At 62.2% G+C, this 24,116-nt stretch carries 16 protein-coding genes; 12 read left to right on the forward strand and 4 right to left on the reverse strand.

All coding sequences use genetic code 11. The features are described from left to right. Window positions 1-48: 48 nt before the first annotated feature. Both ectB and ectA read right to left on the reverse strand, forming a co-directional pair. Complete coding sequence (gene ectB / locus ABDK11_RS15790) at window positions 49-1,395, reverse strand: diaminobutyrate--2-oxoglutarate transaminase (protein ID WP_346837476.1); 1,347 nt, start codon at window positions 1,393-1,395, stop codon at window positions 49-51. A 56-nt stretch (window positions 1,396-1,451) separates the two neighbouring features. After that, window positions 1,452-2,054: a diaminobutyrate acetyltransferase gene (ectA, locus tag ABDK11_RS15795; RefSeq protein ID WP_346837477.1), complete on the reverse strand. Its 603-nt coding sequence runs from the start codon at window positions 2,052-2,054 to the stop codon at window positions 1,452-1,454. 347 nt (window positions 2,055-2,401) lie between these two features. Between ectA and ABDK11_RS15800 the strand changes: the two genes are divergently transcribed. The 5 genes from ABDK11_RS15800 (at window position 2,402) to ABDK11_RS15820 (ending at window position 12,431) form a co-directional block, all read left to right on the forward strand. After that, window positions 2,402-2,911, forward strand: a complete 510-nt coding sequence (locus ABDK11_RS15800) for a MarR family transcriptional regulator (RefSeq protein ID WP_346837478.1) — start codon at window positions 2,402-2,404, stop codon at window positions 2,909-2,911. Between the two features lie 455 nt (window positions 2,912-3,366). Beyond that, window positions 3,367-4,353: an FHA domain-containing protein gene (locus ABDK11_RS15805; RefSeq protein ID WP_346837479.1), complete on the forward strand. Its 987-nt coding sequence runs from the start codon at window positions 3,367-3,369 to the stop codon at window positions 4,351-4,353. A 100-nt stretch (window positions 4,354-4,453) separates the two neighbouring features. After that, window positions 4,454-7,030: a protein kinase gene (locus ABDK11_RS15810; RefSeq protein ID WP_346837480.1), complete on the forward strand. Its 2,577-nt coding sequence runs from the start codon at window positions 4,454-4,456 to the stop codon at window positions 7,028-7,030. A 121-nt stretch (window positions 7,031-7,151) separates the two neighbouring features. Beyond that, window positions 7,152-9,764, forward strand: coding sequence for a protein kinase (locus ABDK11_RS15815; RefSeq protein WP_346837481.1), 2,613 nt, complete (start codon window positions 7,152-7,154; stop codon window positions 9,762-9,764). A gap of 84 nt (window positions 9,765-9,848) precedes the next feature. Next, a complete protein-coding gene (locus tag ABDK11_RS15820; protein WP_346837482.1) occupies window positions 9,849-12,431 on the forward strand; it encodes a protein kinase in 2,583 nt (860 codons plus the stop codon). Here ABDK11_RS15820 and ABDK11_RS15825 read toward each other — a convergent pair whose 3' ends face one another. Then, window positions 12,432-12,929, reverse strand: a complete 498-nt coding sequence (locus tag ABDK11_RS15825) for a hypothetical protein (protein WP_346837483.1) — start codon at window positions 12,927-12,929, stop codon at window positions 12,432-12,434. Window positions 12,930-13,567: 638 nt separating this feature from the next. On the opposite strand from ABDK11_RS15825, the gene ABDK11_RS15830 reads away from it, so the two are divergent. From ABDK11_RS15830 to ABDK11_RS15855, 6 genes are all read left to right on the forward strand, one after another. After that, window positions 13,568-15,349 carry an aminotransferase class I/II-fold pyridoxal phosphate-dependent enzyme gene (locus ABDK11_RS15830; protein WP_346837484.1) on the forward strand — a complete coding sequence of 594 codons (1,782 nt, stop codon included), beginning with the start codon at window positions 13,568-13,570 and terminating at the stop codon, window positions 15,347-15,349. A gap of 198 nt (window positions 15,350-15,547) precedes the next feature. Next, window positions 15,548-16,843, forward strand: a complete 1,296-nt coding sequence (locus ABDK11_RS15835; RefSeq protein WP_346837485.1) for a serine protease — start codon at window positions 15,548-15,550, stop codon at window positions 16,841-16,843. Next, window positions 16,834-17,877 (forward strand): FHA domain-containing protein, encoded by a 1,044-nt coding sequence (locus tag ABDK11_RS15840; RefSeq protein ID WP_346837486.1) that lies wholly within the window; start codon window positions 16,834-16,836, stop codon window positions 17,875-17,877. The genes ABDK11_RS15835 and ABDK11_RS15840 overlap by 10 nt, the downstream gene beginning before the upstream one ends. Then, window positions 17,874-18,965 carry a histidinol-phosphate transaminase gene (gene hisC, locus ABDK11_RS15845; RefSeq protein ID WP_346837487.1) on the forward strand — a complete coding sequence of 364 codons (1,092 nt, stop codon included), beginning with the start codon at window positions 17,874-17,876 and terminating at the stop codon, window positions 18,963-18,965. The genes ABDK11_RS15840 and hisC overlap by 4 nt, the downstream gene beginning before the upstream one ends. Window positions 18,966-19,009: 44 nt before the next feature. After that, entirely contained in the window at window positions 19,010-19,903 is an 894-nt protein-coding gene (gene mepA / locus ABDK11_RS15850; protein ID WP_346837488.1) for a penicillin-insensitive murein endopeptidase, read from the forward strand. Next, window positions 19,900-20,886, forward strand: a complete 987-nt coding sequence (locus tag ABDK11_RS15855; protein WP_346837489.1) for a D-alanine--D-alanine ligase — start codon at window positions 19,900-19,902, stop codon at window positions 20,884-20,886. Before mepA ends, ABDK11_RS15855 begins: the two co-directional genes overlap by 4 nt. 334 nt (window positions 20,887-21,220) lie before the next feature. On the opposite strand, the gene ABDK11_RS15860 is transcribed toward ABDK11_RS15855, so the two are convergent. Continuing rightward, complete coding sequence (locus ABDK11_RS15860) at window positions 21,221-21,799, reverse strand: HNH endonuclease (RefSeq protein WP_346837490.1); 579 nt, start codon at window positions 21,797-21,799, stop codon at window positions 21,221-21,223. 798 nt (window positions 21,800-22,597) lie between these two features. On the opposite strand from ABDK11_RS15860, the gene ABDK11_RS15865 reads away from it, so the two are divergent. Next, complete coding sequence (locus tag ABDK11_RS15865; RefSeq protein ID WP_346837491.1) at window positions 22,598-24,115, forward strand: PQQ-dependent sugar dehydrogenase; 1,518 nt, start codon at window positions 22,598-22,600, stop codon at window positions 24,113-24,115. Window position 24,116 lies beyond the last annotated feature (1 nt).

Raw genomic sequence — 24,116 nt, forward strand, 5'->3', positions numbered from 1 at the left:
TGGTCTCTCATCAATCAAAGAATCAGGTTATTTCGCGGGCGGTGCCGATCAGGCGGCGCCGGCCAGTTCGCCTTTCTTGTCAGCGGCCTTCTCGGCAGCGGAGTCATCGTCGGCAAAGAAATCGTGTTCTTCCGGCACCTCGGTACCTTTCAGAACTTTTTCCACCGCCGCTTCAACGATATCCAGGCTGCGCTTGAGGTTCTCGTCACTGATGGTCAGCGGACACAGGGTTTTCACCACCTGGTCGTCGGCACCACTGGTCTCGATGACCAGGCCGTTCTTGAACGCTTCGCTGGTGATCTTGCCGGCCAGTTCGCCGCTGATGCAGTTCAGACCGCGGAACATACCGCGACCGCGGGTGGTCATGTTGCCGTCGCCGAACTTCTCCACGATCGCGTTCAGGCGCTCACCGATGTAGTCGCCCTTGCGCTGCACTTCCTTGGCGAACTTGTCGTCGCTCCAGTAGTGGTTGATCGCCGCAGTCGCGGTGACGAACGCCAGGTTGTTGCCGCGGAAGGTACCGTTGTGCTCACCGGGCTTCCATTGGTCCAGCTCCGGGCGCATCAGCACAACCGCGAACGGCAGGCCGTAGCCGGACAGGGACTTGGACAGGGTCACGATATCCGGCTTGATACCCGCGTCTTCAAAGCTGAAGAAGCTGCCGGTACGGCCACAGCCCGCCTGGATGTCGTCGACAATCAGCAGCACATCATGCTTGTGGCAGACCGCCTGCAGATTGCGCAGCCACTCGGCGCTGGCCGCGTTGATGCCGCCCTCGCCCTGTACGGTTTCCACCATGACTGCCGCAGGGTGGTCGATGCCGCTGGAGGAATCGGACAGCACCTTGTCCAGATAGGCGGTGGTGTCGATGTCGTCGCCCAGGTAGCCGTCGTACGGGATGCGCGAAACACCGCTCATGCTGGTTCCGGCAGCGCCGCGGTGGTGGGAGTTACCGGTGGCGGCCAGGGCGCCCATGCTGCAGCCGTGGAAACCGTTGGTGAAGGAGATGATGTTCTCGCGGCCCTTGTACTTGCGCGCAATCTTCATCGCCGCTTCCACGGCGTTGGTGCCGGTGGGACCGGTGAATTGCATGACGTAGTTCAGTTCGCGCGGCTGCAGGATCTTCGTGGCGAAGGCTTCCAGGAATTCGCGCTTGGCCTTGGTGTGCAGGTCGAGACCGTGGGTAATACCGTCCTGCTGGATGTATTCGATCAGGGCTTCCTTGAACAGCGGGTTGTTGTGACCGTAGTTCAGGGTGCCGGCACCGCCGAGAAAGTCCAGGTACTGGGTGCCGTCCTCGTCATAGAGGTACTCGCCCTGAGCTTTGTTAAATACGCGCGGAAAAGCGCGGGCATAGCTCTGTACTTCCGATTCGATCTCGTCAAAAACTTTCATGTAGGCAACCTTTTATGGGTGAATTGGGAATTCGCAGTGAATGAAATTGGGCAGCATCAGCCATCGACTGCCGCTTGGGAAAACGGCCCGATACGCAGCAGCATCTCGCTGTCGTGACGTCCCTGGAAATGGCGCTCGCGATCAAACATCACCGAATCGCCGCACTCCGCCCCGAGCCGGCGGGCGAGGCCGCGGAACAGCGCCCAGGAGGCTTCGTTGTCGGGGGTGATGGTGGTTTCCAGGTAGCGCACCGCAGCGCAGGCCGGGCGGCTCAGGATCTCGCGGATCATGCGCCCGGCCAGGCCCTGGCCGCGGCCGGCTTCGGCCACCGCCACCTGCCAGACAAACAGCGTGTCGGGGCGCTCCGGCACCAGGTAGCCGGACACAAAGCCGGCGAGGGCACCATCGATCTCGGCGGCAACGCTGGTGTCGGCGAAATGGCTCGCCTGCAGCAGGTTGCAGTAGATGGAGTTTTCATCCAGGGGGGGACATTGACTGATCAGTCGATGCACATCGGCACCGTCTTCACTGACCGGCCTGCGCAGCAGGGCTTCCCTGGTAGCGGAATCCTGCCGCGCGGTGACCTTTTCTTCCGGAGACTCTTCAGTTTTGCTTTCCGAGCTTCCGCTCTGCGATTTCGTAACGCTTGTGGCGCTCAAACCAATACCTTTAGTCGTCAAATTTTCGATTGATACAAAAAAGACGTCATAGACGCCTCAATGCACACTCATAAGGTCATATTTGACCTTTTAACAGAAAAATTATTTACTGCACTAAACAATTTTTTGCATAGTACTCTAAATAACCGCGACACCGCAAGGCTCACCCCATGCAGAACGATCAAAAGTTAACCAGATCACAGTATCTCGACAGCGGGCGTGACAGCCGTCCGCGCGCGGGAAATGGCAGGGATGCAGGACCTCAGACAGTGATTGACAAAATGCAGGCAGGGCCTAAAGTCGGCCGCAGGCAACTTTCCCGCCGCGAACTGCAGAGCCTGCTTTTAATGGACAAGATTGAAGAAGTACTGATCACCCTGCGCCGCCTGATCCGCGCCACCGACCTGCATTCCAAGCAATTGGTGAAGACCGCCGGGCTGACGGCACCACAATTGCTGCTGCTACAGGCCATCCGCGAGAAGGGGCAGGTGACCATCGGTGCCCTGGCGAGGGAAATCAGCCTCAGCCAGGCGACCGTCACCACCATTCTCGACCGGCTGGAAAAGCGCGGCCTGGTGTACCGCGAGCGCTCCTCGGAAGACAAGCGCAAGGTGCACGCCTACCTCACCGAGAAGGGCATGGACTTTATCCGCGACGCCCCCACACCGCTGCAGGAACATTTCGTACGCCAGTTCCGCGACCTGCGTGAGTGGGAGCAGTCGATGATCATCTCCTCGCTGCAGCGCGTCGCGTTGATGATGGATGCCGAGCATATCGACGCATCGCCGGTACTGGATGTCGGCGACCTGGATCGCAAAGACAGCCGCCACCCGTCTGCGGAAAAAGACGAAGGCTGAAACGTCACGTAAAGACAAAGCGAGCTGCCAAACTGGCCACAGTTTCGTGCGTCGATTTCCGAGACAACGCAAGCTTTCTGCATTTTTTATCCGCCGGGCACTGAATCGTTGCATTCAAGAAAAAGATCGGTATAAATGGTGCAACAACACTAAAGGCAACCCTATACGGGCGTGCCAGATCGAGACAGGGCGCGAATAAAAATACCTATGCGCCGCTGAAAAATCGTTTTGCCACGGCTGGAGGGGCTCTGCCAGTGGTTAAATATTGACGGCTATTCAGCGACAGCATCACCTGACGCCTGGCGAAAATGTAAACCGACCTCCTGCTATCGGCCCCTCCGGTTTTCATTGGCATTGCCCGCCTTGCGCTGCGCGCTGCGTCCTGTCTTTCCGCAATTGAGGTTGTTGGCGAGGCACAGGCCCGCCGCGCAACCACAGGGAAGAGGGATCGAAGCATGGCTTCACTGCAGCACCCAGACAGGGAACAGCCCGTCTACCTGATGGCGCACCACACTGTTGGGCGGCGACAGGACCGGGTCGATACGCGCATCACCAGCTCTGAAATCTCCGGCATTCACGCCGCTATCCAGTGGACCGGAACCCACTGGAATATTCGCGACCTCAGCCGCAACGGTACCTGGCTCAATAACCAGCAGATGGTGCCGGCCAAGAACTACCAGTTGCAGCAGGGCGACCACATCGCCTTCGGCCGCGCCACCAACCCGGCCTGGGTAGTGGAAAACCTCGATGCGCCGGAAAACCTGCTGATCGACCTGGAAACCGGTGAGGCGCAACTGCTGGAGCAATACCACCTGCTGCCCGATGAGCGCGAGCCACTCGCCAGCCTGCACTACAGCCCGCTCACCGGCCAGTGGCTGTACGAGATTACCGGCAATTCCAACGGCACCCACAACGCCACCATCGTCAAGCACGGCGACCGCGTTGACTGCGGCGTACACAGCTGGCGGCTGTTCCTGGCCGACAACCAGGGGGCCACCCGGGAGCTGTCGCTGAAGCAGCTGTCCATTACCCAGTTTGACCTGCGCTTCTCCGTCAGCCACCACGAAGAACACGTGCAGCTGCAATTGCGCCAGGGAGAAATCAAACAGGCGCTGCCGGCGCGCATCCACAACTACCTGCTGCTGTACCTGGCCCGCGCGCGGGTAAACGATATGCAGCGCGGCGTCGATGCCGATTCGCAGGGCTGGGTGTCGATCCAACTGGCCACCCGCGAGCTGGGCATCACCGTCAATCACCTGAATACGCAGATCTTCCGCGCGCGCAAGCAGATCGGGGAATCACTGCCGGACGCCATCGACACCTCCGATCTGGTGGAGCGGCGCTCATGGGAAATTCGCCTCGGCTGCAATCGTTTCGAAATTTACAAGGGCTCGCAGCTGGAGTCCCACACCGGGATCCGCACGGCAGCGGTAATCGAATAACATGTCAGCGCGGCACGCCCGCGCACAGCCCCGGCACAACGACTGCACAATTACTGAAGGATCCTCTCGCTACGGACGGCTGAGTGAATCAACGGAACTCATGACGTCAGAGCAAAACCCTTTTTACATCGGCCGCTACCAGGTCACCGGGCAACTGGGTTCCGGTGGCATGGGCGTGGTGTACCTGGCGCTGGACGAGCGGCTGAACCGCCGCGTGGCGATCAAGCGGCTGCTGAAGCGACCCAACAGCAGCGCCGCGCCCCAGCGTATCCGCCAGGAAGCGCTGCTGCTGGCACAGCTCAACCACAACAACATCGTGCAGATCTACGATGTGGTCGAAGAGCGCGACGACCTGGCGCTGGTCATGGAGTATGTGGATGGCTGCACCCTGCACACCTGGCTGCGCGAACGGGATCCCGGCCTGATACAGAAAATCCAGCTGTTGCGGCAGATCTGTCATGGCCTGGCGCGGGCACACAGCATCGGCATCATTCACCGCGACCTGAAGCCCGACAACATCCTCATCGACGCCGACAACACCGCCAAGATCACGGATTTCGGCATCGCCAAGAGCTGGCGTGAGGACAGCGAACTCACCCTGGAGCAGCACATCGCCGGCAGTTGGGGCGCCATGTCCCCGGAACAGGCCCTGGGCAACCCGCTCGACAACCGCTGCGACCTGTTTGCGCTGGGCGTACTCGCCTACCGGGTACTGTGCGATGAAACCCCGTTCGGCACGCCGGAAAGCCCCTTCGCCGCGGTCGACCGCCTCGTCAACGCCCGCCACGCGCCGGCCTCAACCCTCTGTCCCGAGCTGCCCCCGGCACTGTGCCAGCTGCTGGACCGGCTGCTGCAGAAAGATCCGGACAAACGCCCGCTCAACGCCAGTATCGTCGCCGAGGAGCTGGGCACCATCCTGCAGGCGCTGGCCGCGGAGCAGAGCGGCAGCGCCACCCGCACGGTAACCGTCACCGCAGAGAGCTACCAGCGGCGCCAACAGCGCCGCGCGCGCCTGCGCAAGGGACTGCTGGCCGCGGTCGGCACCGCCGCCTGCGCGCTGCTGGCCGCCGCGGCGGTGGCACTGTGGCCGACCATCGAGCGCGACGACGGCGGCCGCTATATCGCCATCGTCGCCCCGACGCAAAACAGTGCCACCCCGGCGCTGCGGCAGCTGCATATCAATGTGCTGAGCGCGATCAAACAGGGACTGTCGGAGCGCCGCGGCCTGCTGCAGATCCCCTATTCCGAGTCCCGCCCGCTGCGCGGCAAGTCGCTGCGCGAACAGGCCCGGGCACTCAATGCACAACTGCTGCTGCACCCGTCGATCACCTGCCAGGCGCGTCGCTGCGAGGCATCGCTGGAGCTGATCGACACGCGCAACTTCGCCGTGATCGCCAGCCGCAGCACCCAGCTGGAAACGGACTACCCGCTGGAGAGCCGCGCGCGCGTGCTGCAGCAGCTCAACTACCTGCTGCCGCAATTCCCGGCCCGCGACAACAGTGCCGACTACAACATCAGCCGCGACGATTACCAGCGCTACCTGCAGCTCTACGCGCAGCGCAACAACGACGACAAATCGCCCGGCATCATCGATGCACTGGAAAAGCTGCAGCAGAAAAATCCCGGTTTCGCCCCCTACTACGACCTGTTCGGTGCCGTCATCGTCGGCTACGAGTACGACACCCGCGACGCGGATGCCTTCGATCGGCTGGAGCGCTTCCTGCAGCGCGCCCCCGGCGACATCGCCGACAGCCCGGCGGTACTGTCGGCGCGGCTCAAGCTCGCTACCGCGCGCGGCAACTGGTCGCGCGCGGCCGCACTGCTGACAAAACTTAAAGTCTCCCTGCCCGATCAGGGCAGCTACTACTTCCAGAAAGCCAAATACCACACCGCGCGCGGCGAGTACGACCGCGCCATTACCGCCATCGACCGCGCCCTGAGCTACCGCACCAGCGCCGCCTACCTGCTGGAAAAAGCCCTGGCGCTGTCGCAGTCCGGACACATGGATAGCGCGCGCGACTTTATCCAGCGCTCCCTCGAGTACTACAAAGACAACCCGCGCGCCATCTCGCTGCTGGCCGCCAACGAACTCGACGGCGGCCACCCGAAGGAAACCATCCGCCTGCTGAATGCCGAGGATGTCGAGCAGCTGGGCCCGATGGACACCTACAACCTGTGCCTGGCCTATTTTATCGAGCGGCAGTTCCCGCGCGCCGACCGCTGCTTCGACGGCATCGCCACCGCGGCCCCGGACGACGCCGAGCCGCTGCTCTACCGCGTGGAGATTGCCCGCGCCCAGCATCTCGACGACCAGGCCCGGCAGCTGGCCGCACAGGCACTGAAACTCGTCGACGGGCGCAACAACTGGGAAAGCCAGCTAATCCAGGCGCGCGCCTACGCCGAGCTGGGCCAGCCCGACCGCGCGATTGAAAAGCTGATCGCCATCCGCCGCGACGCGCCGGGCAACCTGTACGTCAACTACGCACGTGCGCAGATCTATTTCATCACCGGCGACCTGAACTCCGCCAAGGCGCATATCCGCAGCACGCTGGAGATGGGCATTTCGCCGATCTGGTACACCACCAATACCTTCGCCTCCCTCTGTACCCGCGCGGAGTTCACCGGCCTGCGCGCCGACTACCCCACGCTCTGCCCCAACGCAATTGCGCAGAAATAGACGAACCCGACCATAAACAGTGTCGGGTTCACAGTTGTCACCAGAGAAAAAAGGTAGACTCGCGCGCAAATTGGCACCAACGCCCGTCACACTCTCATTGCTGCGACAAGAATAAAAAACCATGGACTTCGCCCAACCGGAACAGATCCTGTCGGATCGCTATCGCATCGAGCGCACCCTCGGCGCCGGCGGCATGGGCGTGGTCTACCTGGCCGAAGACCTGAAACTGCAGCGGCGCGTGGCGATCAAAAAGCTGCGTACCGACACCGCCAACGAGTCCGCCAGCGTGCGCATTCAATCGGAAGCGCGGCTGCTCGCACAACTCAATCACCCCCACGTGGTACAGCTGTACGATGCCATCGACACCCGCGACGGCATCGCCCTGGTGATGGAATATGTCGAGGGCACAGCACTGTCGACCCGGCAACAGAGCCAGCCCCTGTCGTTGGCGGCCAAGCTGGATCTGCTGGTGCAGATCTGCCGCGGTATCGATGCCGCGCACCGGCTCGGTATCGTCCACCGCGATCTCAAACCGGACAATATCCTGGTGGCCGCGGACGGCAGCGCCAAGGTGGCCGACTTCGGGATCGCCAGCTCCATCGAGCCCGGCGACGAGCGGCTCACCCGCGACGGCAAGGTGGCCGGCTCCTTCGACACCATGGCACCGGAGCAGCTGCGCGGCGAGGCGCCGCAGCCCCACAGCGACCTGTTCGCACTGGGCCTGCTGGCCTACCGGCTGCTGTGCGGCCAGCACCCGTTCGGTGACAACCGCAGTCCCTACACCACCGCCGAGCGCATCCTGCGCAAACCGCACCCGCCGGCGACGCGCTTCAACCCGGAACTGCCGCCGGCACTCAACCGACTGCTCGACCGCCTGCTGGCCAAGGAGCCCGCCGAGCGGCCGCCCGGCGCGGCAGCCGTGGCGGCCGAACTGGAGCGCATCGGTCGCGACCTGGCCGAAGGTGGCGAGCGCCGCAGCGAGATTCCCCCCGCGCACAACCCCCCTACCAGCGAGGAACACTACCGGCGCCGCCGCCTCCCGTTCGGCGCCCTGGCCGCGCTGCTGCTGGTGGTGGCCGCAGCCGCGGTGGGCGTATCGCTGTCGCTGCGGCACCCCGGGTTTGCGCACTGGGACAGCGGCCGTTATATCGCCGTGCTGATGCCCGCCGAAATACCCAAACAGAACAGCGCGCAGATACAGAGCGCACTCGGTGCCATCTGCCGCGCGCTGGCCAACCGCCGCGGCCTCTACCTGGTGCCCTACAGCGAATCCGCAGCGCTGCGCGGCCAGCCCGCCAGCGCCCAGGCGCAAAAGCTCAATGCGCAGTTGCTGCTCAAACCCCGCTTCGACTGCGGTGCCAGCGATTGCAAACTGACGATGGCACTCATCGATGCCAGCGACCTCCGCACCATCGGTAAACGCAGCCTGAGCCTCAAGCCCCACGCCATACGCCGCGGCTACGAGCGCACCCAGCAGCAGCTCAACTATCTGCTCGGCGACTACCCGCCGCGCGGCAGGGACCCGGACCTCAGCATCGGCGAGGCCGAGTACCAGCGCTTCCTGGCGCTGGAAACCCACAGCTTCTACTACCGCAACATCGAGGTCTTTGCCTCGACCATGCAGGCACTGGAAGCCCTGCAGCCGCAGGCACCGGACTATCCGCCGATTTACCTGCTCTATACCCAGCTGGCGTTCGACGACCGCACCATCAACCGCAATATCGACGCGGTGGAGCGGCTGCAGCGCTTCCTGGCCCGGGCCCCCGACGACATCGGCGATACGTTCGCATTACTGATGTCCCACTATTATCTCGCCCTACTGCAATACGACTGGAACCGCGCCCGCGAACTGCTCGCGCGGCTCAAGGACGTGGCCCCGGACCCGGCCAGCTACTATTTCACCGAGGCCAGCTATTACCAGCTGCGCGACGACTACCCCGCGGCCCTGCATAGCATCGACCGCGCGCTGGCGCTGCGCACCAGCGTCACCTACCTGATGCAGAAGGCCACCATCCTCAGCTACGCCGGCCAGTTGCCGGCGGCACAACCTATCCTGGAACAGGTGCTGGCGCTGGATAAAAAGGATTTCGCCGCAACCTCGCTGCTTGCCGCCAACGACCTCGATATGGGCGCATTGCAAGCAGCCATCGAGTTGCTCGAACACGCCGATCCGCAGCAGCTGTCCAGTATCGATATCTTCAACCTGTGCCAGGCCCGTTACCTGCAAGGTGAACTGGCGCAGTCCGACCGCTGCTTCGCCGATCTCTACCGGCGCCTGCCGGACGACCTGGAACCGCTGCTGTACCGCGCCGAGATCGCCCGCCTGCGCGGCCAGCCACGGCGCGCGCAACAGTTCGCAGAAAAAGTGCGCGACCTGGGCCGCACGCGCAAGGGCTGGGAAAACCGCCTGATTCTCGCCCGCGCCTACGCGCTGCTCGGGCAGCAGGAAGAGGCGGCCAGCGCGCTGATGGAAATCCGCCGCCAGGCCACCGACGATACCTATGTCAACAACGCGATGGCCCAGGCCTATATCGCCACCGACGACCACGCCTCCGCCGCGGCCACCATCCGCCGCGCACTGGAACTGGGCCAGTCGCCGGTCTGGTACCGCACCCCGCGTTTCGCCAGCCTGTGCCGGCACCGCGCCTTTGCCGGACTGCGCGCCGACTACCCGGCGCTGTGCGCCAAAGCACAAGCAGACGGAGAAATAGTCGCAGGCGCGGGAACAGGGTAAACTGGTGTGAAAAGCCGCGATGCAGACCCGAAAAGGGCAGATAACAGCGGCAGACGGATACAACACCAACAAGAACCAGAGACTATGGAAGTCGCGGAACCTGAACTGGGTCTGGATCTGGATCCAGATAAAAAGGGGCGCTACCGCACCGAGCGCGCGCTGGGTGCCGGCGGCATGGGTATCGTCTACCTGGCCGAGGACACCCGCCTGCAGCGCCAGGTGGCCATCAAACAACTGCGCAAGGACTCCACCAGCGCCTCCGCCAGCGCGCGCATCCACAGCGAGGCGCAGCTGCTCGCGCGCCTCAACCACTCCAATATCGTGCAGCTCTACGACGTGCTCGAAGAGAACGGCAGCATTGCGCTGGTAATGGAATACGTCGAGGGCACCACGCTGAAGGAGTGGATGCGCGAGTACAGCGCACCGCTGAAACAGAAGCTCGACCTGCTGCTGCAGATCTGCGCCGGCCTCGGCGAAGCACACCGGCTCGGCATCCTGCACCGCGACCTGAAGCCCGACAATATCCTCATTACCCGCAACGGCGCCGGCGGCTTCACCGCCAAGATCACCGATTTCGGTATCGCCAAATCCCTGCAACATGAAGGTGAACAGATCACCCGCGAAGACCAGGTGGCCGGTACCGTGGAAGCCATGTCGCCGGAACAGCTGCAGGGCTTCCCGCTCGACCCCAGAAGTGACCTGTTCAGCCTCGGCGCCGTCGCCTACGAACTGCTGTGCGGCGCGCGCCCGTTTGACGGTGGCGAGGGCGGCGCCATGGCGCTGGCACACAAGATTGTCAGCGAAGCGCATATCCCGCCGCAGCGGACCAACCCCGCCCTGCCGGCATCCCTCGCCGCGCTGCTCGACCGGCTGCTGGCCAAGGAGCCGGGCAAGCGCCCCGACTCCGTCGAGCAGGTGGGCGAGGCACTGGCGTTCCTGCAACAGGTGGAATCGGATACCGACACACGCGAGTTCTCCGCCACCGTGACCCAGCTGCTGCGCAAACCGCCGAGCACACGGCGCCGCAACCTGCGCGCCGCCGCAGGCGCACTCGGCGTTGCCGCACTTGGCGTTGCCGGCTATTTCGCCTGGGACTACGCCACCCGCCTGGATCCGCAATATATCGCCGTACTGCCGGTGGAGATGCACGGCGACGTGCGCGGCGAAGACAACGCCAAAACCCTGACCAAAACCATGGTGCGCCAGGCACTGATGAATGCCGCCGCCCAGTTGAAGGCCTCCGCGCTGGTCAGCTTTACCCCGAAAGACGGACAGGATTTTGATGCGCAGCTGCAAAAACTGCGTGACAAGGGTGTGACCGATGCGCTGTTTGCGCGGCTGGATTGTGCGCAGGTGCGCTGTGAGATCGAGTTGCAGCGGCTGAATCCGGTCAATAGCCAGATCCGGCAGCAGGCTGGGTTTGCGTTTTTGGTAGATAAGCGGCAGGAGGCGGAGTATCGGATTGCCAACAGTGCCACCGGGCTGTTCCCTAGTGACTATGCCAAAGATACTATCAAACAGATAGCGATGTCGGAGCGGGACTACAGTGATTATCTGAACATTATCAGTCGGATGGAAAGCAAGGAGAACTCCAAAGCTGACTTACAGCGGCTCGGCAAGCTGCTCGGCAGCTATCCACAAAACCCCAATCTATACAGAACTTATACGCAAGTCGCGACAAACCTGTTTGTATTGACGGACGACAAAGCGGATCTCCAGTCAGGTCTGGACATGCTGGAGCGGGCCAAGGCCCGGAAGATTTCGCCGATATTGGTTCTTGAACTTGAACTTTGGTTGCGGACTTACAGCGCAGATAAAAGCCAGTTCGACGCTCTGATAAAGCAATTCGACAAACAGGAAGCGCCCTCTGCGGCACTACTTGCCAAGTACGCCCGCTACCTGTTTACCCAAGGGGATTATGAATCGGCCCTGCAATATGCCGAGCAAGCTACCGCGCTAAATCCGTCAGCCGACAATTTATACCTGATCGCGCTGAACCACGCTCTTAGCGGGAATTACACTCAAGCGCGCAATATCCTGAAGAAAAATATCAGCGCCCACCCGGAACACTGGTCTTCGTATTCCGCACTTGGGAATATAGAAATGGAAAGCGGAAACTTTACCGCTGCAGAAAAAGCTATCACCTCAATACCCGAAAAGCTCCGTGGCTGGCGCACCAAATCCAATCTCGGTGCAATCTATTTCTTACAAGGTAAATACTCGCAAGCATTGAAGGTGTACCAGCAGGTCTTAACATCAGTTCCCGATAATGTGCCTGCAATTGAGCAAATCGCTGAGACTTACTTGCTACTTGGAGAAACACCGGAATCCATATCAAGTTTCAACAGATTGCTTGAACTAACCAGGGGGAAAAAGGATTTACGATCCAGGCAGTTTCGAAGCGAGGCTTTAGCCAATGTTGGCAGAATTGATGAAGCCATACTGCTAACCAAGGACCTGCTTAGAGAAGCACCTGACGACACTTACGTGCAATACGCTGCAGCCCAGGTTTATGCAAATGCAGAGGAGTGGCGATCTGCGAGCTACCATATCGAAAATTTGCTCAGGCAGGGCATGAGCGCAGAGTGGTTTAACCTGCCGGCATTCCAGCAACTCTGCACCCAGCCCCAGGTTTCCGCGAAGGTAAGAGCCGCTATCTGCGACTGATCACTGCGGTTCGTATTGCGCTTGAGGATCACCGGAGACAAAATCCACCCCGTCGGCGGTAGTGCATTGCCACAGGAAAGTATAAGTATCTGCCTCGAAATCCTTGTTCTTTACCGTGATCTGCAGCAGCGTATAGTTACCATCGTCGCCCTTCTTCGCTTTCGCCTTGAACTCGTGGCGGAAATTTTCGGTAATTCCCTTGATACCATCCTGACCATGCCCGGTAGACTTGGCAAACTGCAGATCCGGCACCTCGGACAGGTCCAGGGTTAGGTTGAGCACAAAGGTGCCTTTCTTGCCATTGAATTTGAACAGCATATTGCCAAACTGTTCGCCTTCACTGCTGCTGTTAAACAGCGGCCAGTACTGGTCTACGCCATCCACGGGGTTGACCGGCTTCAGCACCAGGTCGTAGCTGCGTTCGGTTTCGTCACCCGCCAACTCGGCAGTAAATACCGGCAGCGCTGCACACTTGTCCGCGACAGTTTCTGAACTCATATTCCACTCCTGCTATTGTTTCTCTTGTTGTTCCCTGCAGACATCTCAGGTCAGTTAGCATTAACTCACTCTTTGCGCGCGATTGCGGCAGCCCCACTGCCGAACCCCCGGCGCGCTGAATAGCATAATGGAAACCACCAGCGGAACTCCATCACATTTTTGGCGTGAATTACATTGCGCCAGATAAAAAAAACCGGCAGTAACGCAGTTACTGCCGGTCCGAATGATGGTCCCAGCCATCGACGGTTACAACAACACTATCAAGAGCGAATTGGAGCATCCGTGCCCCGGCCAAGCCCTTCCCCAAAACCCCGGCAGACTAGGCTCTGTGTATGCCGAGCCCGGCTTGGCAGTTCAGCTTGCGCTGAATTGGTCTCCGTTCCCCGGTGCGCCGCAAGCGGCGCGCCGATCCGATCCTTCGGATTCCTTGTCGAGGGGCATCCAGCCTTCCCGTAGCGTGCGCTGTGTCAAAGTCCTTTGACGCGCTCAGCCCCTCAACCTTGTGCGCTACTCTACGGATGGGACCATTACAGGTCGATCACAGGCCATTACACGCCATTACAGCAAAGTGACAATACTTTCGAATTGCAGCCATTAATGTCAGTTGATAACGGTAATCCACTACAGGAGAGAAAGCCGTGGCGCAGAATTTCGATGAGATGAAACTTCTCTCCCCCCGGCGCAACAGCACCGCGGCCACTTCCATCGAGACACTGGCGGCGGAACAGCTGGCACACTTCCACATCGATCCGGCCTCGCCCCACGGCCGCCTACTGTTAGAGACCGCCGAACTGCTGTACCGCGCCCAGGGCAAGATCAGCCAGCTGTGGGCGCAGCACACGGAAATCCTGCAACAGCTGGATCGCAGTGACCGCATCGCCTACTTCAACGCCAAGCGCTTTATGAGCTTCCAGCTGGCCAGGCTGCTGGTCACCTTGCAGAACCCGCTGCGCGCCAGTTTCCGCGGCCTGCAGGGCGACGACTTCAACTGCGCCACCCGCGGCGGCTACCCGCTGTTCGACAATATCCCGGCGATCTTTTCCGCCACGCCGGTGATCGCGCGCACCGCCACCTATATCTACGCCTGCACCGAGTGGATTGACGATGCCTTTCACGGCCGCGAGCCCAGCTGCGACATCTACTCGCGCCTGCTCAACCCCACCTCGATCGCGCTGGCCAACGCCATCGTCGACCTGGAATGCGGGCCGGCGGCCGGCGACTATCTGGCGTGGAATTTCAACTCCGGCATGGCGGCCATCGACGCCCTGCTGGCCAACCAGCTGCAGCGCGGCGATATTTTAATCGTGTCGCGCCATGTCTACGGCGGCGTGCACCAGCTGCTCACCGACCACTATGCGCGCGACGACAAGCTGGCCATTGCACTGGCCTGGTTCGACGGCACCGGCGCGGAAGATTTCGAGCAGCTGCTTACGCACACGCAACGCACCCACAGTGAGGCGATTGCTGCCGGCGCGCGCGTGCATGTGTATATCGAATCGCCGTGCAATCCCCACGGCACCATGCTCGATGTGCCGGGCATCTGCGCGGCTGCGCACCGGCACGAGCTGCGCGTGACAGTGGACAGCACCCTGGCCACGCCCTTCCTTTACCAGCCGCTGCGCCGCGACAACCCGGCCGAGCGGCCGGACTTCGTGGTGCACTCCTATACCAAGGATATCGCTGGCAGCGGCGGCGCCACCGCCGGCGTGGTGATCGGCGCAACCCACCGAATGTTTATCCCCAAGGGCGAGCGCTGCCGCGACCTGAACTGGAACCAATGCCTGTTCTGGGATGTGTACTACATCAAGGGCGCCTTTCTCGACGCGGACAAGGCCTGGGAAGTGCACAACGGCCTGCGCACGCTGGAGGTGCGCATGCTGAGCAAGTGCATCAACACCCTGTGCCTCGCGCACTTCCTCGCCAGCCACCCGCAGATCCGCATTCACAGCCACGCGCTGGCGGCGCATGCCAACAGCCCGCTGCGCCAAAAACTGCTGCGCCACGGCCTGCCGGTACCGCTGTTCAGTATCGATCTGGAGGCGGCGCAGCTGCCGGCGGAGACATTCAAGCGCTTTTTTGACGCGCTGGAGCCGGCCTTCGGCCAGATGGTGAGCCTCGGCCAGACCAACACCATGGTGCTGTGCCCGGCGCTTACCTCGCACTCGGAGCTGTCACCGGAGGCACTCAAGGCGGCGGATATTTACCCCACCACCATCCGCATCTCCGTCGGCGACGAGAATATGGCGCAGCTGGTGGCACACCTGATTAGCTGCGCGCGGCTGCACCTGGATCCGGTACAGCCGGGTTTCAGTACGGAATTTATGTCGCCGGAAGACGCGGATGCGTTGTTCGCGCGTTTTTACCGCGAGGCGCACGCGCGGGTGGCGGATGCTTTTCCGCGGGTGGCGGATTACCTGTAAGTTTTCTGGTGCGCGCGGCGCGCCTTGGCAGCGGCGACGTCAGGTTCGCCAGCCGGGCCGGCTCGTACAATGAGGCAGGGTGCGCCATGCGCAGCGTGAATTTGTCGCGTCTCGGCCCGCTTGTTGCACTACGCTATATCCCGTAATATCGAGCCTCTTTTGCCCACAAATTAATCAAACAAGATGTCGAAACTTTGCATGCGCCTGCTGATTCTGCTGCTCTGCTGTTTTTCCGGATTCGCCGCGGCGCAGAGCTACGAAAAGCTCTATAGCGATTACCGGGGCAGCCTCTACCAGATCCGCCTGATCGAGAAATCCTCCAATTCCAAGGCCGGGCTGGGCTCCGGCTTCCAGATCTCCGCTGATGGTCTGATCGCCACCAATTACCACGTAGTGGCCGAGGCGGTGAGCGATCCGGACAAGTACCAGCTGGAGTACCTGTCGGTAGACGGCAAACAGGGGCCGCTGAAACTGCTGGATATCGACGTCATCAACGACCTGGCGATCCTGCGCCAGGACAAGCCGGGCAGTGATTTCCTGCAGCTGGCCGATACCACGCCGAGCAAGGGCGAGACCATCTTCTCCCTCGGTAACCCGCTGGATCTCGGCATGACGCTGATTCCCGGCACCTACAACGGTATCGCCGGCGGCAGTTTCTACGACCGCATCCACTTTTCCGGCTCCATCAACCCGGGCATGAGCGGCGGCCCCGCCATCAATGCCAGAGGCCATGTGGTGGGCATCAATGTGGCCACCGCCGGCAACCAGGTGAGCTTCCTGGTGCCGGTCGACAAACTGGCGCACCTGTATAAGCACCTGCGCAAGCAGGGCCCGGAAAAGGCCGTGGACCTGCAGGCCATCACCCACCAGCAACTGCTCGCCAACCAGAGCGAAATCATCGACACGGTACTGGGCGCAGACTGGAAACTGCGCCCGCTGGGTGAGGCCATGGTGGTGGGCGAGATCGTGCCGGCGATCCAGTGCTGGGGCAACACCCAGGAAGAAGACGACAACCCGGTGACGCGTATCGACAAGGGCTGTACCGGCCAGGATGTGGTGTACCTGAGTGAAGACTTCAACACCGGCCGGGTGGAATACGAATTCTTCTGGCTGCAGTCCAAAAAGCTGCAGCCGTCGCGCTTCTACGCCGAGTACGAGCAGCAGATGAGCAGCTTTTTCCCCGGTAACAACGCCGGCGAGGAGGATGTCACCAACTTCCGCTGCGACCAGGGCTTCACCTCGCAGCCGCGCGAGTCCGGCGGCGAAACCGAAGAGGCGCAGCGCGAGGCGCCGAAAGGGCCGGTGATCGCGCGCACCAGCTATTGCGTGCGCCGCTACAAGCACTTCCCGGACCTGTACGACATCTTCTTCCTGAGCCTGAGCGTGGACCAGAAAGACCGCGCGCTGGTCAGCCACTTCACCCTGTCCGGTTTTACCCGCGAATCCGCCGAAGCGTTTACCAAGAAGTTTACAAGCGAGATCCAATGGCACTGATTATCGAAGAGCTGAACCGCGCCCAGCGGGTTCAGGCCCGCTATCGTATGGACGGTGCGCGCTACACGCTCGGCCGCGGCTACCAGAATGATGTCATTGTCGAGGATGTGCACGCGGACGCGGAACACGCGGAGATCCACCGCGGCGATGACGGCCACTATTACCTGCGCGACCTGAAAAGCGTCAATGGCACCCAGCTGCTGGGTAACTGCCGCGACAAGTCCGTCAAAGGCACAGACGTCGACGAGCGCCTGATCCATTCCGGCGATGAAATACAGCTGGGCAAGACCCATTTCCGCCTGACCGACAGCGCAGCGGCCATGACACCCGCGGTGCCGCTGCACTCGGTGGAAAACCTGTTCGAGCGCCTGTCGCACCCGGCGCTGGCCATCGGCCTGCTGCTGGCGGTGGCCACCTCTTTCCTGTTGATCGGCTACTACGGCTCTGCGCGCGCATTCCAGTGGAATATCGCCCTCAACCTGGTGGCCGGCACCGCCGTGGGCCTGCTCGGTTACGCCGCCGCCTGGGCGTTTATCGGCCGCGTGGTGCGCCACGAGACCCAGTTCTTTGCCCACCTGACCATCGCCGCGCTGGCGGCGCTGGTATATCTCGGCTGGGAGCGCATCAGCGGTCTGCTGGACTTCAACTTCTCCCTCGGCCACACCCTGTCGCTGCTGAACCTGGCGGTGCTGGCAGTGCTGTTGCCGGCAATGCTGTGGTGCGCCTGTTACCTGGCGACTAATATAGCCCCGCGCTGGCGCTGGGTGGTGGCCCTGTTGGCGCCACTCAGCTTCCTCGGTGTGGAGCTGGCCGACCAGGTGGGCAATATCCGCGATTTCAACGAGATTCCGGATATCTCCACCGAACTCAAACACGACAACCTGATGCTGCGAAAACCGGTGCCGATGGCACAGTTCCTCGCCAATTCGCCGGAACTGTTCAACATCCCCATCGAAACCGATAAAAGCGATAAAAAAGACAAGCCCGCCGACACGCAGACCGCCGGCGACAACAGTGCAGAGGAATCGTCTTGAGCAGTATTTTCTGGAGTCCTGACCTGGGGCAACTTTCCCCCTATGTGCCGGGCGAGCAGCCGCGCGGGCGCAAACTGGTGAAACTGAACACCAACGAAAACCCCTACCCGCCATCGCCGCGCGCGCTGGCCGCGCTGGCCGACCCGCAACTGGCCGATGCGCTGCGCCGCTACCCGGACCCGGACTCCGCCGACCTGTGCGCGGCCATCGCCACGCAGTTCGGCCTGGCGCCGGAGCAGGTGTTCGTCGGCAACGGGTCCGACGAGGTGCTGGCGCACAGCTTCTACAGCTTTTTCCGCCGCGATGGCGAACCGCTGCTGTTCCCGGATATCACCTACAGTTTCTATCCGGTGTACTGCCAGCTGTACGGTATCGACTACCGCACGCCGGCGCTCGGCGACGACTTCTCCATCGACGTGAGTGATTACTGCGGTCCCGCCGCCGGTGTCATCCTGCCCAACCCCAATGCGCCCAGCGGCCGCTGCCTGGAACTGGCGCAGATCGAGACACTGCTGCAACAGCAACCCGAGCGGGTGGTGGCCGTCGACGAGGCGTATATCGATTTCGGCGGCGACAGTGCCGTACCCCTGATCGAGCGCTACCCCAACCTGCTGGTGATCCGCACCCTGTCCAAGTCCCACGCGCTGGCGGGCCTGCGCCTCGGCTATGCGCTGGGCCAGGCACACCTGATCGAGGGGCTGAACCGCACCAAGAATTCGTTCAATTCCTACCCGATCGACAGCGTCGCGCAGCGCGTGGCGGCGGCCGCCATCGGTGACCGCGCGTGGCTGGCGGAAACCAGCGGCAAGGTGATCGCCACCCGCACGCGCGTCGCCGAGGCGCTGCGCGCACTGGATTTCGAGGTGGTGCCATCAAAAGCCAACTTCCTGCTGGCGCGCCCGCGCGCCATCGGCGCCGAGGCCCTGTACCTGGCACTGCGCGAGCGCGGTATCCTGGTGCGCTACTTCGACAAACCGCGCATTTCCGACCACCTGCGCATCAGTATCGGCACCGATGCGGAAATGGATCAGCTGCTGGCGGCGTGTCGCGAAATCCAGATGGCGCCGGATGCTTCACAGACCCGCTGAGCAGAGCCTCTATAATTTGCTCTGAATTCAGCAGTAGAGCAGTTATGTTCAAACGACCCATTCAAACCCTGTTATGTAGCGGCGCCCTGCTGTGCGCGGCCGCCGCCAGTGCCGCGAATCCGTGGGAACAGGTCCAGCGCCCATCGTCGCAGACCCCCGACAGTATCGGTAACTACAGTAACGGCTGCCTCGCCGGCGCCGCCGAGATGCCCCTGCGCGGCAAGGGCTTCCAGGTGATGCGCAGCGACCGCGAGCGCCGCTTCGGCAACCCGGAGCTGATCCAGTTCCTCGAGGATCTGTCCGCGCGGGTGGCCGCGCGCGGCCTCGGCCGGCTGCAGATCGGCGACATGTCCCTGCCCCGCGGCGGCCCGTTTTCCCACAGCAGCCACAAGAGCCACCAGACCGGCCTGGACGTGGATATCTGGTATTCCCAGGACGCGCGCGCGCTGAAGCGGCCGCTGACACCGTGGGAGCGCGAGCATGTCTCGGCGATTCCGCTGGCCAACGATGAGAAGAACCAGCTGATTGAAAAGAACTGGGACGAGATGCGCGACAAAGTGCCGCAGATACTGCGGCTGGCCTCCGAGGATCCGCGCGTCGAGCGCATCTTTGTGCACCCGTCGATCAAGCGCAAACTGTGTAATATCAGCGGCAGTAACAACGCCTGGCTGCGCAAGCTGCGCCCCTGGTGGGGGCACAGCTACCATTTCCATGTGCGCCTGTCCTGCCCCGACGGCGACCGGGACTGCAAGCCCCAGCACCCGGTCACCCAGGCTGCCTGCGGTCCCGATCTGGACTGGTGGTTCAGCGATGAATTCCTGGCGCTGCTGCACGGCACGGCGCCCAAGAGCAAGAAACCCAAGCGCGAGAAGCCACCGATGCCCGCGCAGTGTAAAAAAGTACTGAGCGCGCCCGGCGCGCGGACGGGACAGCCATGATCAATACCCTGCTGATTTGCGGCGGCGGCAGCAGCGAACACGATGTGTCGCTGCGCACCGCCGACTTTATCGAGCGTCATCTGCTCAACGCGGACGAAATCGAGCTGCTGCGCGTAGAGATGGATTCCAGCGGCCAGCTGCGCGACCGCGTCGGCCGTGTGCACGAACTCGGCCAGGATCGCCAGCTGCGCTGCGGTGCTGAAAGCTGGCCGGTGCACTATGTGGTGCCCGCCATTCACGGCTACCCGGGCGAGACCGGCGACCTGCAGTCGATGCTGGAACTCTACCGCATCCCGTATTACGGCTGCGGACCGGAAGCGAGCAAAATCTGCTTCAACAAGGTCACCACCAAGCTGTGGCTGAGCGCACTGGGCATCGACAACACCCCCTACCAGTTCCTGTGCCGCAACGACGCCGAGGAGATCACCAAGGCGACCATGGCGCTGCAGCAGTGGGGCGCGGTATTTATCAAGGCGTCCAACCAGGGCTCATCGGTAGGTTGCTACAAGGTGACTGCCGCCGAACAGTTGCAACCGGCACTGGACGAGGCGTTCGCGTTGTCGCCCTACGTGCTGGTGGAAAAGTGCCTGAGCGTACGCGAGCTGGAAGTGGCCGCCTACCCCTACGACGGCGAGTTGATCATCACCCCGCCGGGCGAGGTCTGCGCCCCGGCGGACACCTTCTACAACTACGAGGAAAAGTATGCCGAGGGCAGCCGCGCCGTGACCCACGTGGAAGCGCAGGGCCTCAGCGAGGCACAGCTGAACTGGATTCATGAAGCCGCAAAACGCGCCTTTGTCGGCCTGCAGCTGAAAGACCTGTCGCGCATCGATTTCTTCCTCACCGACAACGGCGACATCTACCTCAACGAGGTCAACACTTTCCCCGGGATGACCACAATTTCCATGTTCCCGAAGATGATGGAAAACGCCGGCCACGAGTTTGGCCGGTACCTGACCGGATTGATTCGCGCGGCGGTTTAGCGGAGCGCACGGCTTCACGGCCAACAGCAAGCAGGGCGAACACAAGGTTCGCCCCTACCGATCGACTATCGAGGCCCATATCACCGACATCACTACCGGCCGCACTGGGCACCGAAGTCGTTCAGAAAACTGAACCACCTACCGTAGGGGCGGACCTTGTATCTGCCCGCCCCGCGGCCGCCGCAAACCAGAGCAAACCCGCCAGGCCCTGCACCGTCGTCACTAAAGACCGCGCGAGGCACCGGATTCGTTTAGCCCACAAAATCACCTACCGTAGGGGCGGACCTTGTGTCCGCCCGCATCGAAGCTGTAACACCAGCCCCACCCACAACACTCAGTCGCGCCCGGTGAACAACCAGCCCTCCTGCCGCGGGCGCGAGAACTGGCCGCGCAGAAAATCCATCTGGTCGCCGCGAATCCGCTCACTGTTGATCAGTGCCAGATACTCGGCCGGATTGGGGCAGAACGGCAGCGCCAGCAGCTCCATCTCCAGATCTTCCAGCAGGCGATTGCCCTTGTGCTGATTGCAGCGCCGGCAGGCGGTGACAACATTCTCCCAGACATCGCGCCCGCCGCGGGAAACGGGATGCACATGGTCGCGCGTCAGCTCGGTGCCGCGGAACACCTGGCCGCAATACAGGCAGGTCTGGGAGTCGCGAAAAAACAGCGCGCGGTTGTTCAGCGGCGGCCTTTTGCGCGGTCGCGCCATGCGCTCGCCGCCGCAGGCGATGATTGCCGCCAGGTCCAGGTAGGAACGCTCGCCGCGGCGGTTGATACCGCCGTGTACCCGCTGCACCACACCACCCAGGGTCCAGGTCACCAGATCGCGCACATACAGGCAGGCCGCGTCCTGCCAGTTCAACCACTCCAGCGGCTGGCCCGCCAGGTTTAGACGCAGGATTCTCGCTTGCATCAGCTCAGCTCCCCTTCCGAGACGAAACAGAGATCGGCGCGGCGCCGCCGCGCGGGTACACCAGAACGAAAAAACCCCGCGGGCGTACCGGCGGGGCTTTGACAGAAATTCAGGGGTGAGGGGGTTATTGCCCGCCAAGAGACTGGGAGCTGAAGGCTAGCGCGTATGTAGTCCAGTAAATTACTGAATGCTTTACCCTCCGCCGGCCGGGAAATTTGTGGCCGGATTTGTATTGATTAAAGCGGATAATTGTTTCAATTTCCAGACAGCATACAAGATACGGATCACACCAATAACAACCGAAGGGATATTCGGTTGTGATGTAAAAGTAATCACAAAAGATAAAATAGCGCGGCGGCAGGAATAACGCGCGGGGCGCTTTGCACGAACTGGCGAACGGGCGGGATAAGTTTGCAGGCCGGGGGCGAATCGGTGTTGCCGCGCCTTTCTGCGCCGCGATTCTGCTACCCCCTATAAAACACCGCCCAGGCAATCCGGCCCGGGCGGTGCGTCTCACAGGATGGTGCCAAGATCCGTTTGGCGAGCGGCGCAGTCCCTTTATCCCTTACCGCTGTAGTGAAGTCCCTTCTGCATCCTTGCAACTTCATTATGGCAACTGGCGCGGAAAAAAGTAGAGGACATCGGCTGAAATTCGTGTGCGAGATATCTCACAAAGTAGGGAGATATCTTACGCGGGCAAGGTGACTAAGACGGGAATCGCTGCTTGTGGTAAAACGGGCGCCAGGAATTTTTGAAGCGACAACTATAACCACTTTTATTACCGGATCAATCACCACCGTGAACAGCCTGTTGAAATATGCGCTAATTTTTCTGCTCGCCCTCGGCCTGGGCGTCGCCACGGTCACGATATTCGCGCCCGGCATCAGTGTGCCCTGGCGGCAACTGACCGGCGGTGCGTCGATCGATGAACAGACCGTGGACAACCGACTGCATACGGTGCCGGGTTACGGCGTGGTGCTGTTCGCCGACGACGTCCCCAATGCGCGCTGGATCGCCATCACCCGCCGCGGCGACCTGCTGGTGTCCCAGCCCAAGCGCGGCCAGGTGACCCTGCTCGAGGCCGATGCGGACGGCGACGGCCACAGCGATGGCCAGCGCGTGCTGATCGACCACCTCAAGCGCCCGCACGGTCTGTTCCTGTACGAGGACTGGCTGTATATCGCCGAGAGCGATGGCGTCGGCCGCGTGCCCTTCGACCACTCCGACGGCCTCGTCGCCGGCCGCTACCAGAAAATCGTCAGCGGCCTCGCCGACAGCGGCAACCACTGGACCAAGACCATCGCCATGGGCCCCGACGGCTGGATCTACCTGAGCAGCGGCTCCAGCTGCAATGTCTGTATCGAGGACAATCCGCGCCGCGCCACCATCATGCGCTTCCGCCCCGATGGTAGCGACCTGCAGGTGTATGCCAGCGGCCTGCGCAACAGTGTGGGTTTCGACTGGTCACCGAAGGATGGCGCCCTCTACGCCACCGATAACGGCCGCGACTGGCTCGGCGACAACTTCCCGCCGTGCGAACTCAACCGCATCGAGCGGGGCGCCTTCTACGGCTGGCCCTACGCCAACGGCAACCGCGTGCCCGACCCCGACTTTGGCGTCAATGCCGGCGAGGATATCGAGGAAAAGATCGCCAACTCACGCCCGCCGGTGTTCAGCTTCCCGGCCCACAATGCGCCACTGGGCATCACCTTCCTGCGCAGCCAGGCCCAGCCCGCCACCTACCGCGACGCGGCGCTGGTGGCCCTGCACGGTTCCTGGAACCGCAGCACCAAGGACGGCTACAAGGTGGTGTCGCTGCACTGGGACGAGCACGGCGCGATTCACCAGCGGGATTTCCTGTGGGGCTTCCTCAGCGCAGACCGCCAGACCGTCTACGGCCGGCCGGTGGATATCGCCGAGGACACCGAGGGGCACATCTATGTCTCCGACGACTACGCCGGCGCCATCTACCGGGTCACGCCCGGCGAATCCGGCGACAGTGAGGCCGGCGCGCACAAACCGCGCCTGCAGGCACCGACCAAACCACTGGCGATCGACCGCGGCGCAGCCCAGCGCGGGGCCGAGCTGTATCAGCGCCACCACTGCGCCCGCTGCCACGCCGCGCAGGTGCCGCTGCGCAATCTGGCCCGGCGCTATACCCTGCAGACGCTGGCGGATTACTTCGATGCGCCGACGCCGCCGATGCCCGACTACGACTTTGGCCCGTCGCAGAAGCGCGCGCTGGCCCACTACCTGATGTCCCGCGAAGTGGACACCCCCAAACTGGTGGCGCCGCCGCCCGCACCGCACAATTGAC

Source organism: Microbulbifer sp. SAOS-129_SWC (genome assembly GCF_039696035.1).
In the GTDB taxonomy this organism is placed as follows: Bacteria; Pseudomonadota; Gammaproteobacteria; order Pseudomonadales; family Cellvibrionaceae; genus Microbulbifer.